General features: G+C 72.4%; 13 protein-coding genes and 1 pseudogene. 9 read left to right on the forward strand and 5 right to left on the reverse strand.

What is annotated here, in order from left to right; translation table 11 throughout:
• From ACGFIO_RS35745 to ACGFIO_RS35760, 4 genes and pseudogenes are all read left to right on the forward strand, one after another.
• Positions 1–894: pseudogene (locus ACGFIO_RS35745) on the forward strand (hypothetical protein); the annotation flags it as partial.
• A gap of 14 nt (positions 895–908) precedes the next feature.
• Positions 909–2,351 (forward strand): hypothetical protein, encoded by a 1,443-nt coding sequence (locus ACGFIO_RS35750; RefSeq protein WP_392833562.1) that lies wholly within the window; start codon positions 909–911, stop codon positions 2,349–2,351.
• Positions 2,348–3,346: an HAD-IIA family hydrolase gene (locus tag ACGFIO_RS35755; RefSeq protein ID WP_392833564.1), complete on the forward strand. Its 999-nt coding sequence runs from the start codon at positions 2,348–2,350 to the stop codon at positions 3,344–3,346. The genes ACGFIO_RS35750 and ACGFIO_RS35755 overlap by 4 nt, the downstream gene beginning before the upstream one ends.
• A gap of 133 nt (positions 3,347–3,479) precedes the next feature.
• Entirely contained in the window at positions 3,480–4,346 is an 867-nt protein-coding gene (locus ACGFIO_RS35760; protein WP_392833567.1) for a hypothetical protein, read from the forward strand.
• 88 nt (positions 4,347–4,434) lie between these two features.
• Here the strand turns inward: ACGFIO_RS35760 and ACGFIO_RS35765 are convergent, their stop codons facing one another.
• The 5 genes from ACGFIO_RS35765 to ACGFIO_RS35785 all read right to left on the reverse strand — a co-directional run bounded on the left by ACGFIO_RS35765 (position 4,435) and on the right by ACGFIO_RS35785 (position 8,713).
• Positions 4,435–5,094, reverse strand: a complete 660-nt coding sequence (locus ACGFIO_RS35765; protein WP_392833568.1) for a response regulator — start codon at positions 5,092–5,094, stop codon at positions 4,435–4,437.
• Positions 5,087–6,460 (reverse strand): sensor histidine kinase, encoded by a 1,374-nt coding sequence (locus ACGFIO_RS35770; protein ID WP_392833571.1) that lies wholly within the window; start codon positions 6,458–6,460, stop codon positions 5,087–5,089. Before ACGFIO_RS35770 ends, ACGFIO_RS35765 begins: the two co-directional genes overlap by 8 nt.
• Before the next feature lie 15 nt (positions 6,461–6,475).
• Entirely contained in the window at positions 6,476–7,300 is an 825-nt protein-coding gene (locus ACGFIO_RS35775; protein WP_392833574.1) for an ABC transporter permease, read from the reverse strand.
• Complete coding sequence (locus ACGFIO_RS35780; RefSeq protein WP_392833577.1) at positions 7,293–8,222, reverse strand: ABC transporter ATP-binding protein; 930 nt, start codon at positions 8,220–8,222, stop codon at positions 7,293–7,295. Before ACGFIO_RS35780 ends, ACGFIO_RS35775 begins: the two co-directional genes overlap by 8 nt.
• Before the next feature lie 155 nt (positions 8,223–8,377).
• Complete coding sequence (locus ACGFIO_RS35785; RefSeq protein ID WP_392833822.1) at positions 8,378–8,713, reverse strand: SCP2 sterol-binding domain-containing protein; 336 nt, start codon at positions 8,711–8,713, stop codon at positions 8,378–8,380.
• Between the two features lie 114 nt (positions 8,714–8,827).
• Between ACGFIO_RS35785 and ACGFIO_RS35790 the strand changes: the two genes are divergently transcribed.
• From ACGFIO_RS35790 to recN, 5 genes are all read left to right on the forward strand, one after another.
• Positions 8,828–9,730: a hypothetical protein gene (locus ACGFIO_RS35790; protein WP_392833579.1), complete on the forward strand. Its 903-nt coding sequence runs from the start codon at positions 8,828–8,830 to the stop codon at positions 9,728–9,730.
• Positions 9,727–9,942, forward strand: coding sequence for a hypothetical protein (locus ACGFIO_RS35795; protein WP_392833581.1), 216 nt, complete (start codon positions 9,727–9,729; stop codon positions 9,940–9,942). Before ACGFIO_RS35790 ends, ACGFIO_RS35795 begins: the two co-directional genes overlap by 4 nt.
• Positions 9,943–9,945: 3 nt before the next feature.
• Positions 9,946–10,833, forward strand: a complete 888-nt coding sequence (locus ACGFIO_RS35800; RefSeq protein WP_392833582.1) for a TlyA family RNA methyltransferase — start codon at positions 9,946–9,948, stop codon at positions 10,831–10,833.
• A 31-nt stretch (positions 10,834–10,864) separates the two neighbouring features.
• Positions 10,865–11,755 (forward strand): NAD kinase, encoded by an 891-nt coding sequence (locus tag ACGFIO_RS35805; RefSeq protein WP_392833585.1) that lies wholly within the window; start codon positions 10,865–10,867, stop codon positions 11,753–11,755.
• Between the two features lie 205 nt (positions 11,756–11,960).
• Complete coding sequence (gene recN, locus ACGFIO_RS35810) at positions 11,961–13,676, forward strand: DNA repair protein RecN (protein ID WP_392833587.1); 1,716 nt, start codon at positions 11,961–11,963, stop codon at positions 13,674–13,676.
• Positions 13,677–13,828 lie beyond the last annotated feature (152 nt).

A 13,828-nucleotide genomic window follows, 5' to 3' on the forward strand; every position in this document is an offset into this window, starting at 1 on the left:
GCGTCCGTGGTGGTGATCGGCCTACCGGTGATCGTGGTGGGTTCCGTGGTGGTGATCGGCCTACCGGTGATCGTGGTGGGTTCCGTGGTGGTGATCGGCCCACCGGTGATCGTGGTGGATACCGGGACCGGGACGATCGCGGTGGGTTCCGTGGCGATCGTGGGCCGCGGGACGACCGGGGCGGGGCCCGGGATGACCGTGGGCCGCGGGAGGGCTACCAGGGTGGGCGGGGCGACCGTCCGCAGGGTGGCTTCCGGGGCGACCGCGATGACCGGGGCGCGCGTGGCGGGTTCGACCGGGACCGTGGGGGGCAGCGCGACGGCGGCTTCCAGCGGGATCGGGGAAACTTCGACCGCGGCGGGCGCGGTGGCTTCGACCGGGATCGCGGTGGCCAGCGTGACGGTGGTCAGCGTGATGGAGGTCAGCGGGACGGCGGCTTCGACCGGGACCGGGGCGGGCAGGGCTTCCAGCGGGATCGCAGTGGGCCGCGGGATGGGGGCTTCCAGCGGGACCGCGGAGGGTCGGACCGTGGCGGGGCTCGTGAGGATCGTCCGCAGGGCGGTTTCCGGCGGGACGACCGGGGCGATCGCGGTGGCTTCCAGCGGGATGACCGCGGGGGTGACCGGGGTGGCTTCCAGCGGGATGACCGCGGGGGTGACCGGGGTGGCTTCCAGCGGGACGACCGCGGAGGCGACCGGGGCGGTTTCCGGCGGGATGACCGGGATGACCGGGGCGGTTTCCGGCGCGATGACCGGGGGGCGCGGGAGGCGTACCAGGAGAACCGCGGTCCTGAAGACCGGGGCGACGAGCGGCAGCCGGCCTTCCAGGCGCCCGCCATCCCCGACGACATTCAGGCCAGCGACCTCGACAAGGAAGTTCGCTCGGAGCTGCTGACGCTGTCGCGCGACATGGCCGACCGGGTGTCACGGCACCTGGTCGCGGCTGGGCAGATCATCGACGAGGACGCGGAACTGGCGCTGCAGCACGCGATCGCGGCTCGGCGGGTCGCCTCGCGGATCGCGGTCGTGCGGGAGGCGGTCGGGCTGGCCGCGTACGCCGCGGGAGACTGGGCCACGGCGATCGCGGAGCTGCGGACGTACCACCGGATGTCGGGGAAGCAGACCCACCTGGCCGAGATCGCCGACAGTGAGCGCGCGCTGGGCCGGCCGGAACGGGCAATCGACCTGTTCCGCGGGGCCGACCGCGAGGCGCTGGACAAGGCCAGCACGATCGAGCTCCTGATCGTGGCGGCGGGCGCCCGCGGTGACCTGGGCCAGCACGACGCCGCGGTGGCCATGCTGCAGGTGCGCGAACTCACCGCCGACGAGGACGCCGAGTGGGCGGCGCGGCTGCGGTACGCCTACGCCGACGCGCTGCTCGCGGCCGACCGCCGCGACGAGGCACGCGAGTGGTTCGCCCGCGCCGCGGCCGCCGACACCGACGAAACCACCGACGCCACCGAACGCCTCCTCGAACTCGACGGCGTCGTCATCGAAGGCGACGACGAGGACGAGGACGACCTCGCCACCGATGGGGCCGGGGACGAGTCCGACCAGACCGAGGCGCTCGCCGGTGACCGTGACGGGGACGGCGACGATCTCGACGGCGCTGATGACGTTGACGGCGCTGACGATCTCGACGGCGCTGACGATCTCGACGGCGATGAGGTTGAGGCGCGGGCCGGTGACGATGACTCGGACCAGGTCGGGGCGCGTGCCGGTGACCGTGACGATGACGATCTCGACAGCGATGAGGTTGAGGCGTGGGCCGGCGGGGACGACGACTCCGAAGACGATGATCTGGACGATGACGCGGTGCGGGCCGGGGACGAAGACGGCCTCGACGGGGGCCGGTCTGAGGCTCGCGCGGACGTCGACGATGCTCGGGTCCCGGACGGCGATCGCGCGGTGAGCGTCGATGAAGAGGACGACCTCGAAGGTGAGGACGACCTCGACGACGAGACGCGGACCGAGGCCGCGGTCGACCGGGTGGTCGCTCCCTCCTCCCCGGACGGCGGGGCCTCCGGTGACGCGGCCGCTTCGGGCGGTGTGGTGTCCGGTGGCGTGGCCGCTTCGGACGGCGCCGTGGTCGCTTCGAGCGGTGCGGGGTCCGGCGACGTGGCCGCCTCGGACGGCGGAGTGTCGGGTGACGGGGCAGCTGCTCCAGCCGTGCGGTTCTCTGATGGGGGACGGTCCGGCTCGGGCGACGATGGGGGACGGTCCGGCTCGGGCGACGATGGCGGGCTGTCCGGCTCGGGCGACGCGGTCGCGGGGGCGGAAGGCGACGAGAAGGCGGACGGGGACGAGTTCACCGGTGGTGGCTCGGACGGCGACGGGGAGCGCAAGGCGTGAGTGGTGGGCTGGTCGACGCGTACGACCTGGTGGTCTTTGATCTTGATGGGGTCGTCTATCTGATCGACCGGCCCATACCGGGCGCGGCGGAAGCCGTTGAGCGGCTGCGCGCCGATGGTGTTTCGGTTGCGTACGCGACCAACAACGCCTCGCGGCGCGCGGCCGACGTCGCCTCGCTGCTCACCGGGATGGGGGTTCCGGCCAAGGCCGACGAGGTTCTGACCTCGGCCGGCGCCGCCGCGGCCCTGCTCGCCCAGCGGCTCGCGCCGGGCTCGCCGGTGCTGGTGGTGGGCGCGGAAGCGTTGCGGGCCGAGGTTCGCGACGTGGGGCTGACGCCGGTCGAGACGTTCGAGGACAAGCCGGCCGCGGTGGTGCAGGGATACGGGCCGGACGTCGGCTGGCGCATCCTGGCCGAGGCGGCGCTGGCCGTGCGGGCCGGGGCGACCTGGGTGGCCACCAACACCGACCGCACCCTGCCCAGCCCGCGCGGCCCGCTGCCGGGCAACGGCTCGCTGGTGGCGGTGCTGCGTACCGCGCTGAACCGCGACCCGGACATCATCGTCGGCAAGCCCGAGCCGGCCCTGTTCACCACCGCGGCGACCCTGTCCGGCGCCGAGCACCCGCTGACCGTGGGCGACCGGCTGGACACCGACATCGAAGGCGCGAACAACGCCGGCACCGACAGCCTGCTCGTCCTGACCGGCGTGAGCGGACCGGCCGACCTCCTGGCGGCCGAGCCGGAGCGGCGCCCGACCTTCGTGGCGGCCGACCTGTCGGGGCTGTTCGAGCCGGCCGACGCGTCACGGATCCCGGGGGCGGAGACCACTTCGCTCGGCGGCTGGGACGTCACGGTCGCCGACGGCAATGTGACGCTGGGCGGGAGCGGCGCGGCCGTCGACGCCCTCCGGCTGTTGTGCCCGCACGCCTGGTCGGGGGCCACGGTGCGGGCGGGATCGGACGAGGCGCGAACGGTCCTCGGCGACTGGGGCGTCTGAGCTGGTCGCGGTCGAGCTTGGTGGCGGCCGTCTGAGCTGGTCGCGGTCGAGCTTGGTGGCGGGTGTTCGAGTTGGTCTTGGGCGTTCGCCGTTGACGGGCGGCCGGTCGGCTGGCTTGCCTTAGGGTGGCGGGGTGCCCGACGGCGAGGTCGAACGGTGGCTGCTGGAAGGGGACCCGGCGGTCCGGTGGCGGCTGCTCGGGGAAGGGCGGGAGCGGATCGCCACCGACGGGTGGGGTGCGCGGCTGCTGGCGGCGCAAAGTGACGACGGGAACTGGGGCGAGGGCGTCTACTCGCCCAAGTGGACGTCGACCACCTACACGCTGTTGCGGCTGCTCTGGCTGGGACTGCCGCCGGGGCATCCGGGTGCGCTGAGAGGATGCGCGCGGCTGTGGGAATGGCAGAAGCGGTGGCGTACGCCGGAAACCTGCATCGCCGCGATCCTGGTGCGGCTCAGCTGTTATCACGGTTATCAGGGTGAGCGGATCGGTGATCTGGTCGGGCATCTGCTGGAGCAGCAGCAGGACGACGGCGGCTGGAACTGTGCCGCGCGCGGCGACCGGACCAGGCACGGCTCGTTCCACACCTCGGTCCAGGTGCTGGAGGCGTTACGGGAGTACGACGGGCCGATCGATGTGGCGGCGGCGGTGCGGCGGGGGCGGGAGTTCTTTCTCGTACATCGGCTTTATCGATCGCATCGCTCGGATGCTGTAGCAATCAGGGGCAGCATGCGGTTTCCCGCCTTCCCGGAATGGCATTTCGACGTGCTGCGGGGGCTCGAATACTTCAGTGACAGCGGCGCCGGGGGCCGGGATGAGCGGTTGGAGGACGCCGTTCAGGTGATCCGGCGGGCGCGGCGCACGGACGGGCGGTGGCCCACCTATGCGCCTTATCCGGGACGGCAGTGGTTCGAGCTGGAACCCGTTGGGGCCGCCGGCCGATGGAGCACCGTGCGGGCGTTGCGCGTCCTCCGCTGGTGGGACTCAACCGACCAGACCTGACCGGTACGCGAAGACCCGTCCGAAGACGGCGCGGCTCCACCGACCATGCCCGACCGGTAGGCGAGGACCCGTCTGATCACGGCGCGGCTCAGTCGACCAGGCCTGATCGGTACGCGAAGACGACCAGCTGGGCGCGGTCCCGAGCGGACAGTTTGATCATGGCGCGGCTGACGTGGGTGCGGGCGGTCGCCGGGCTGACGACCAGGCGGGCGGCGATCTCCTCGTTGCTCAGGCCCTCGCCGACCAGGCCGACGATCTCGCGCTCGCGGTCGGTCAGGGACGCCAGCTGCGGATGCGGCTGCAGGACGCGGGACGGCCGGGACGCGAACTCGCGGACCACCTTGCGGGTCACCGACGGGGAGAGGAGCGCCTCGCCGGCGGCGATCAGGTGGATGGCGCGTACCAGATCAGCCGGTTTGGTGTCCTTGGTCAGGAAACCGCTGGCGCCGTGGCGGAGCGCGTCGAAGACGTACGCGTCGACCTCGAACGTCGTCAGCACCACGACCCGGGTGCCGGCCAGGTCAGGGTCGGCGGCGATCCGGCGGGTGGCCTCGATGCCGTCGATGCCGGGCATGCGGATGTCCATCAGCACGACGTCGGGGCGCAGGGCGCGGGCCTGCTCGACGGCGGCCAGCCCGTCCGCCGCCTCGCCGACGATCGTGACACCGTCCTCACTGTCCAGCAGGGTACGCAGGCCGAGCCGGACCAGGTCCTGATCGTCGGCGACGAGTACGCGTACGTCAGCCATCGGCTGCCCCCGGGTGGTAGGTGCGTGGCACGGCGCCGCGCAGCGGGATCGAGGCGGTCACCGCGAAGCCGCCGTCCGCGCCCGGACCGGTGTCGAGGCTGCCGCCGAGGGCCGTCACCCGCTCGCGCATGCCGACCAGCCCGTGCCCGCCGTCGTGGGCCGGTTGTGGAACGCCGCGGCCGGTGTCGGTGACCGCGATGCCGAGCCGGCCGTCGGCAACCGCGATCCGGACCGCGGCGGTGGCCGAGCCGGCGTGCCGGAGCACGTTGGTCAGCGATTCCTGGACCACGCGGTAGGCGGCGAGATCGACGGCGGTGGGCAGGCCGGTCAGCGGGCCCGAGATCGAGAGCTCGACGGATACGCCGGCCGAACGCGTCCGGTCGACCAGGGCGTCGAGGCGGGCCAGGCCGGGTGCCGGAGTGCGGTCGTCGACCTCCTCGGGGCCGCGTCGCACCGCGCCCAGGGTGACCCGTAGTTCGTCGAGCGACTCGCGGCTGGTCTTGCTGATCGCGGCGAGCGCTGCTTCGGCGGCCGCGAGCGCGGCGTGGTAGTCAGGCTGGGCCGGTGCGGGATCAGGCCCGTCGCCGGCCGCGGCATCGAGCCCGGCGGCGGAATCGACGGCGGCGGGGGGCTCAGGCGCGGCGGCGGAGTCAAGCGTGGCGGGGGACTCAGGCGCGGCGGCGGAGTCAACGGCGGCGGAGTCAAGCGCGGCGGGGGACTCGGACGCGGCGGGGGGTTCAAACGCGGCGGACGAGGGGGCGGTGGTGGAAGCGGCTGTCGCGTTCGGCGAGGGGGCGCGTTTGGCCAGCACGTGGAGGGCGATGTCGGCCTGCATCGTGATGGCGGCCAGCCCGTGGCCGACCACGTCGTGGACCTCCTGGGCGACGCGCAGACGTTCGGCGTCGGCGTGGCGGCGCAGCTCGTCGCGGCGGGACTGCAGCCGCTGCTCGCGGGTCACACGGACGGTAACGCCGACGGCCAGCGGAACCGCCACCCAGGCCGAGACCGGCAACGTAGGGATCAGCCCGAACCCGGTGCCGGCCATGCCGCACACGACGATCAGCACCGACGAGACAGCGGCCGCGGTGACCGACACCCGCAGCGGCCGGCGGGCGGCGACCATGTAGACGGCGAACCCCACACTGAACAGGATCGGGCCATAGAGCAGACCCATCAGTGTGTACGCACAGACGGCGGCAACCGTGACACCGAGGACCGGCAGCGGGAAGCGCCGCCGCAGCACGATCACGAGCGCCGCCACGACCACCGGGACGTACGCCCACCAGCCGTGCGGCGCGAGTCCGGTGTTGCGGGAAGCGGGCGCCGTCCCGAACACTCCGCTCAGGACCAGGAACAGCGCCAGCAAACCCGTCGGCCACTGTCACAGGATGTCACGCCGGCGGAGCACCACACCGCCCGCGACGGCGAAGACGACCAGGTACGCGGCCAGCACCAGCGCCGCCTGCCCACCGTCGACCAGGGCCGCCACCCCGGGCGTGTCCGTACCGCCGCCGAGCGCCGCCACCAGCGAACCGGCGTTCGGACCGGGCAGTCCCTTCTGCAGCTGCGCCACCCAGTCGAGCAGCGGCGCCGCGATCAGCGACAGCAGGTTCTGCACGGCCAGCAGCCACACCAGGCCCAGCCCGACCGGCAGCGCCACCCCGCGCAACGCGATGGCCAGCAGCGCCCCGAGCACCGTCCACATCGCCGCGATCAGCCAGCCGGCCCCGACCCCGACCAGCACATCGCCGCCCGAGGGCCAATCCAGCGGCACGCTCTCGCCCGCCGCGATCAGCGCACTCGCCGCGGCACCGAACGCGAACACCGCCAGCACCCCCACCAGCGCCGCGCCCAGGGCCACGACCAGCTTGGCGGCGTACACCCGAAGACGCGAAGGATCCTGGGTGAGCAGCGTCTTCCAGGTGCCCCAGCTGTATTCGCTGCCGACCGCGAGCACGCCCAGGATCAGCATCAGCGCACCGAGGAAGACCGGCAGCCCGCCGATGGAGTTGCCGACGAGCCGGTCCGGCAGCATCGACGCCAGTCCACGCCCCGCGGTCGGTCCGGCATCGGTGGCGCCGGCGTACCCCGCGTACGGAACGATGTAGGTAAAAATCAACGAAAGCGTGAGCGCGACCGCCAACAGCGTCCAAATCGCCGGCCGGCGCACCAGCTTGCGCGCCTCAGCGCGAATGTCATCAAACACGAGCGGTCTCCTCAAGGGGCGCGGTGGTCAGGTCGAAGAAGGCCTGTTCGAGGCTGCGTTCGCGCGGCGTGAGCGAGTGCACGGCGATGCCGGCGCGGACCAGCGCGACGTTGATCTCGGGCGCACGGCCGGGCGGGACGGCGAGGTCGAGGCCGTCGTCGCGGATCTCGACGGCGGTGCTGCCGAGCACGGTGCGCGCGACGGCGGCGGCTTCGGCGAGGGGCGAGGCGACGATCCGGAGGGTACGGTCACCGCGCAGCTCGGCCACCGTGCTCTCGGCAACGAGCCGCCCCCGGGAGATGATGCCGACCCGGTCGCAGAGTTCCTGCACCTCGGTCATCAGGTGACTGGACAGCAGCACCGTGCAGCCGGCCGCGCCGAGCCGCTTGACCAGCAGGCGCATGTCGGCCATGCCGGCCGGGTCGAGGCCGTTGGTCGGCTCGTCCAGCACCACCAGGCGCGGATCCTTGAGCAGGGCGGCCGCCACCCCCAGCCGCTGTTTCAGGCCGAGCGAGTAGGTGGCGTACCGGTCGTGGGCCCGCCCGGTCAGGTCAACCTGGTCGAGCACCAGCGCGATGCGGTCGGCACCCACCCGGGCGTGCCGCGCCATCGCTTTGAGATTGTCCGAACCACTGAGGTACGGGTAAAAGGCCGGCCCTTCGACCAGGGAACCCACCCGGGCCAGGTGGCCGCGCCGCCCCGGAGTGACACCGAACAGCCGCACCTCGCCCGACGTGGGCCGGATCAGCCCGAGCAGCATCCGTAACGTGGTGGTCTTGCCAGCGCCGTTCGGCCCGAGGAAGCCGTACACCTCTCCGGCCCGCACTTCGAGGTCGAGCGCGTCCACGGCGGTCAACGAGCCGTAGCGTTTGGTCAGTCGCCTCGTCGCTACGGGAGTGCTGTTCGCTACCGGGTTTTTCATGTCCCCGACACTCGTCGGCGGGCGCCCCGCTGACGTCCGCCGGCGTGCGGCTTCCGGTGTACGTCCCGGAGCGTAGTCCGAGCCGAACGCGGCTCTGCCGGAGCGCGAACCGCCCTGGGCTCAGGTCTCCCGGACCGCGGTTGCCGCGCGGTTCGCTACAGCAGCTTGCGGAGTTTAAGGAGGTCGAAGGGGTTGGCCTTGATCTTGACCTGGCCGGAGGCTACGGCGCGGGTGACGTCAAGGCCGCCGTGGATCAAGGAGATCAGGTCGTCGCTGTTCGCGATCAGGGCGATCTTCGCCTTCGGGTCGTCGCCGTCGGCTATGTCGACCAGCAAACCGTCGGTGAGGCGGGCGTGGAACGCTGTTTCGAGGTCGGTTACGCGGGCGGCCAGCGTACGGTCGAAGTCGAGCTTGCCCCTCGTCTCGGCGTTGCGTTCCAACCGGGCGGCGAGGTCGTGCAGAGCCTGCCGGCACTCGTCCACCGTGGCCATCGGCGTCCCTTCCTTCACAGCTTGATCCGCGACACTGGGATTGACCGCACGGTACCGCACGTTTTCGCGTTCGACCGACCGGTAGCGTGGCACCTGACGCGAAGGAGGGCGATCATGCAGGACGCATGGCGGGCGTATCTGGAGATGGCGCTCGGACTGACCGAGGCGCCCCGCAAAAGGGCGCAAAAAGTGGCCTCGGACCTGGTCAACCGCGGCGGCGCGACAGCCGCCCAGCTGCAGGGCCTGGTCGAGGATCTGATGAGTACGGGCATGCAGAACCGCGAGGCGCTGACCAACATCGTGCGCTTCGAGGTCGACCGGGCGCTGGGCATGGTCGGGCTGGCCACCGCGGACGAGGTCAAGGACCTGACCACCCGCGTCCGTGACCTGGAGAAGCGGCTGCGGGCGGCGCAGGCGCGGGTGTCCGCGGCCGAGTACGCCACCGGGCCGGGCTCGGACGGCGACGTGCTGGACAAGCCGGCGCCCCTCCCGGTCAAGAAGGTCGCGAAGAAGGCGGTCAAGAAGGCGGCACCGGCCGACCTCACGTCTCCGCCGGCCAAGAAGGCCACCCCCAACCAGATGCCCACGGCCGCGACCCCGCCGGTAAAGAAGGTCGCGCCGTCAAAGGTCGCACCCTCGAAGGCCGTGCCGTCGAAGGTCGCGCCGGTCGTCGGGGCCGCGCCCGGCAAGGTCGCGCCCGGCAAGAAGGCCGCACCCTCGAAGGTCGCGCCCGGCAAGAAGGCCGCGCCGGGGAAGAAAGCGGCGAAGGCCACCCCGGCGACGCCCGCGGGCACGGCCGAGTCGCCGGTGGCCGGTGTCGTGGACGCGGCGGCCGCGACCGAGCTGCCGCCGGTGACGAACGCCTCGTCCGGGACGGGCGCGTCGGGGACGAACGCGTCGTCGGGAACAGGTGCGTCGGCGGCGAAGAAAGCGCCGGCCAAGAAGGTCGCCAAGAAGGCGGTGGCCAAGAAGACCACGCCGGCCAAGAAGACTGCTCGCCCGGAGGGAGACCAGTGAGCTACCCGACGCCTACGCCCGGTCCGCGTCCTGGGCCGCCGCCGGGGCACAACATGTTCCAGCAGTCGGACGGCGAGACCGGCCACCCGGCTGTGGACGGCATGCTGGCCGCGCTGGAGAACGCCGCGCAGCTGCCGCCGGCCGAGCAGCTCGCCGAGTACGAAGCGGCACACGAGGTCCTGCGCGAGACGCTCGCGAGCATCGACGGCTAGTCGATGGCCCGTCGTGCTCGACTCGACGCCGAACTGGTTCGACGCAAGCTCGCCCGTTCGCGGGAGCAGGCCGCCGCGCTCGTCGCCGAAGGCCGCGTGCAGGTGCGCGGCACGGTGGCGCACAAGGTCGCCGCGATGATCGATCCGGCTGACCCGGTGCTGGTGACCGGTGAGGACCCCAAGGACGAGTACGTGTCCCGGGGCGGTCACAAACTCGCCGGAGCGCTGGCCGTGTTCGCCGAGCGGGGACTGACCGTCGCCGGTCGGCGTTGCCTGGACGCGGGCGCCTCCACCGGCGGCTTCACCGACGTGCTGCTGCGGGGCGGCGCCGCCCACGTCGCCGCGGTCGACGTCGGGTACGGCCAGTTGGCCTGGCCCATCCGTACCGATGAACGGGTCTTCGTTTTGGAGCGCACCAACGTCCGCACGCTGACCCCGGACCAGATCGGCGGGCCGGTCGATCTGACCGTGGCCGACCTGTCGTTCATCTCGCTGCGGCTGGTGCTGCCGGCGCTGGCCGCCTGCACCGCGCCGGACGGCGACCTCACGCTGATGGTGAAACCACAGTTCGAGGTGGGCAAGGACCGGGTCGGTGCCGGTGGCGTGGTCCGCGACCCGGGGCTGCGGGCCGAGGCGGTGCTGGACGTGTGTACGGCGGCCGCCGAGCTCGGGCTGGGTGTGGCCGACGTGACGGCCAGCCCGCTGCCGGGGCCGAGCGGCAATGTCGAGTTCTTCGTGTGGTTCCGCCGGGACGGGGTACGCGCCGACCCGGACCGCATACGCACCGTGGTCGCCGCCGGTCCGTCGGGTCGGATAACTTCGGACGAGTCGTCACCATTGGTAGCCGAGAGCGCCGTCCGGCCCCCGGACACCGCCCAGGGCCACCACTGAAGACAGGCCCCCTTTTGCGGAGGACATTTCGATGAGCCGTGCTGCCTTGCTGGTGGCCCACACGGGACGCCGGCAGAGCGCCGCGCACGCCCGGACCGTCGCCCAGGATCTGCTGGCCGCCGGGTTCGAGGTGCGGGTGCTGACCGAGGAGGCGGGTGACCTCGACTTCCCGGCCGGCGTGGTGCTGGTCAGCGACGACGCGGACGCCGCCGAGGGGGTGGAGATCGCGCTGGCCATGGGCGGTGACGGCACCTTCCTGCGGGCGGCCGAGCTGGCCCGCCCGGCCAAGGTGCCGATGCTGGGCATCAACACCGGACACGTCGGCTTCCTGGCGGTGGCCGAGACCGGTGACATCGACCGGGTGATCGAGGACGTGGTCGCCGGGTCGTACACCGTCCACGAACGGCTGACCCTGGACGTGCGGGCCGAGTACGACGGCCGGCTGATCGCCGAGTCGTTCGCGCTCAACGAGGTCAGCGTCGAGAAGGGACAGCGGGCCCAGATGCTCGAGCTGCTCGTCGACGTGGACGGGCGGCCGCTGTCCCGCTACGGCTGTGACGGCGTGGTGTGCGCCACGCCGACGGGTTCCACCGCGTACGCGTTCTCGGCCGGCGGGCCGGTGGTGTGGCCCGAGGTGGAGGCGCTGCTGCTGGTGCCGATCAGCGCGCACGCCCTGTTCAGCAAGCCGCTGGTGACCGCGCCGACCTCGACGTTCTCGATCACCGTGGACCCTTATACGTCCTTCGCCACGCTCTGTGCCGACGGGCGTCGCACCTGGGATCTCCCGCCGGGTGCGCAGGTCACGGTTCAGCGCGGTGACCTGCCGGTACGCCTGGTGAGGCTGGCTCCGCGGCCGTTCACCGACACTCTGGTGGCCAAGTTCGCACTCCCGGTGGATGGATGGCGCGGGAATCGGCGCTGAGCCGGAAGCGGTGAGGTGCGGGGACGCTGTGGACGAGCGCGGGAACCGGCGCTGGACCAGATGCGGGGACGCTGTGGAGGAGCGTGGCGGTCGGCGCTGAGCCGGAAGCGGTGAGGTGCGGGGACGCTGTGGACGAGCGTGGCGATCGACGCTGATCCACAGCCCTGGTGGGCATTCTTCGGCCGGTCCCACTACTGTCTGCCGTGTGCTGGAGGAACTGCGGATCACCGGGCTCGGTGTCATCGACGACACGACCCTGCACCTGAGCTCCGGGATGAATGTCATCACCGGTGAGACCGGCGCCGGCAAGACCATGGTGGTGACCGGTCTCGGGTTGCTGTTCGGGGGGCGCGCCGACGCCGGGCGGGTGCGCGCCGACCCGGGCCGCGCCGTTGTCGAAGGGCGGCTGCGGCTCAAGGGCTCGCTCGGCGGCGCCATCACGACGCGCATCACCGACGCCGGCGGCGAGGTCGACGACGACGGCAGCGTGCTGCTGAGCCGGACCGTCACCATCGAGGGCCGGTCCCGGGCGCACGTCGGTGGCCGGAGCATGCCGGCGTCCATGCTGGGCGAGATCGGCGAGCAGGTGCTGGCCGTGCACGGTCAGTCCGACCAGTTGCGGTTGCTGCGCCCGGCCGAGCAGCGGGCGGCCCTCGACCGGTTCGCCGGGCCCGAGCACGAGAAGCTGCTGGAGACCTATCGCGAGGCGTATTCGTCGTGGCGGGCCGTGGTCGACGACCTGGCCGACCGGCGGGCCAACGCCCGGGCCCGCTCGCAGGAGGCCGAGCTGCTCAAGCTCGGGCTGGACGAGATCACCCGGGTCGACCCCCAGCCGGGTGAGGACGACGATCTCAAGGCCGAGGTGCAGCGGCTCGAGCACGCCGAGGGGCTGCGGGTCGCGGCCACCCAGGCCGTGCTGGCGCTGTCCGGTGGCGTCGAGGTCACCGAGGATGTGCCCGACGCGACCCAGTTGCTCGGCACCGCGCGCCGCACCCTCGAGGCGCAGACGGCGGTGGACGCGTCGCTGGGCGACCTCGCGGCCCGCATCGAGGAGGCGGCGACCCTGGTCGGGGATGTCTCCTCCGAGCTGTCGACCTATCTGAGCTCGCTCGACGCCGACCCGGCGCGGCTGGAAGCGATCTACGAGCGGCGGGCGGCGCTGCGCGGGCTGTTGCGCAAGTACGCCGACGACGTCGACGGGGTGATCGCCTGGGCCGACAACGCGCGCACCCGGCTGGCCGCGCTCGACTCCTCCGACGAGTTGCTGGAGGAGCTCGACAAGGAGCGGCAGCGGCAGGAGACGCTGGTGCTCGACCTGGCCGGGCGGCTGACGGCGGCGCGTCAGGAGGCGGCCGGCCGGTTCTCCGAGGCGGTCAGTGTCGAGCTGGCGGGGCTGGCCATGCCGCACTCCCGGGTCGAGGTGGCGGTGATCGAGCGGTCCGAGGGGCCGGGACCGGACGGCGGCGACGAGGTCGAGCTGCGGCTGGTGGCCCATCCGGGTGCGCCGTCGCTGCCCCTGCAGAAAGGCGCGTCCGGTGGTGAGCTGTCCCGGGTGATGCTGGCCATCGAGGTGGTGTTCGCGGGGGCGGGCGGCCCGCCGACGCTGGTCTTCGACGAGGTGGACGCCGGGGTCGGCGGCACGGCGGCGGTCGAGATCGGCAAGCGGCTGGCGCGTCTCGCACGTACCCATCAGGTGTTGGTGGTTACGCACCTGCCGCAGGTCGCGGCCTTCGCCGATCGTCATCTGGTGGTCGCGAAGGACACCGGCGGGGCGATCACGACCAGTGGGGTACGGATCGTGGAGGAGACCGACCGGGCGCGGGAGTTGTCCCGGATGCTGGCTGGTCTGCCCGATTCGGACCTGGGGATAGCCCACGCCGAGGAGCTGCTGACCGTGGCCGGCAAGGAGAAGCGCGGCTGAGTGGGTTGTGCGGTCCGTGGCCGGCAAGGAGAAGCGTGGCTGAGTGGGTTGTGCGGTCCGTGGCCGGCAAGGAATAGCGCGGTGGGCATGGCGAAGCGCGCGGCTGAGTGCGTTGCGGACCGTGGGGGCAAGCGCGGCTGAGAGGGTTGCGG

The sequence above is a fragment of the Actinoplanes sp. NPDC049265 genome (assembly GCF_043197135.1).
In the GTDB taxonomy this organism is placed as follows: domain Bacteria; phylum Actinomycetota; class Actinomycetes; order Mycobacteriales; family Micromonosporaceae; genus Actinoplanes.

Excerpts from the sequence above, each read along its gene's own strand:
- ACGFIO_RS35750 (WP_392833562.1), top strand. The coding sequence starts at position 909 with ATGGCCGACCGGGTGTCACGGCACCTGGTCGCGGCTGGGCAGATCATC.
- ACGFIO_RS35765 (WP_392833568.1), bottom strand. The coding sequence starts at position 5,094 with ATGGCTGACGTACGCGTACTCGTCGCCGACGATCAGGACCTGGTCCGG.
- ACGFIO_RS35780 (WP_392833577.1), bottom strand. The coding sequence starts at position 8,222 with ATGAAAAACCCGGTAGCGAACAGCACTCCCGTAGCGACGAGGCGACTG.
- ACGFIO_RS35785 (WP_392833822.1), bottom strand. The coding sequence starts at position 8,713 with ATGGCCACGGTGGACGAGTGCCGGCAGGCTCTGCACGACCTCGCCGCC.
- ACGFIO_RS35790 (WP_392833579.1), top strand. The coding sequence starts at position 8,828 with ATGCAGGACGCATGGCGGGCGTATCTGGAGATGGCGCTCGGACTGACC.
- ACGFIO_RS35800 (WP_392833582.1), top strand. The coding sequence starts at position 9,946 with ATGGCCCGTCGTGCTCGACTCGACGCCGAACTGGTTCGACGCAAGCTC.
- ACGFIO_RS35805 (WP_392833585.1), top strand. The coding sequence starts at position 10,865 with ATGAGCCGTGCTGCCTTGCTGGTGGCCCACACGGGACGCCGGCAGAGC.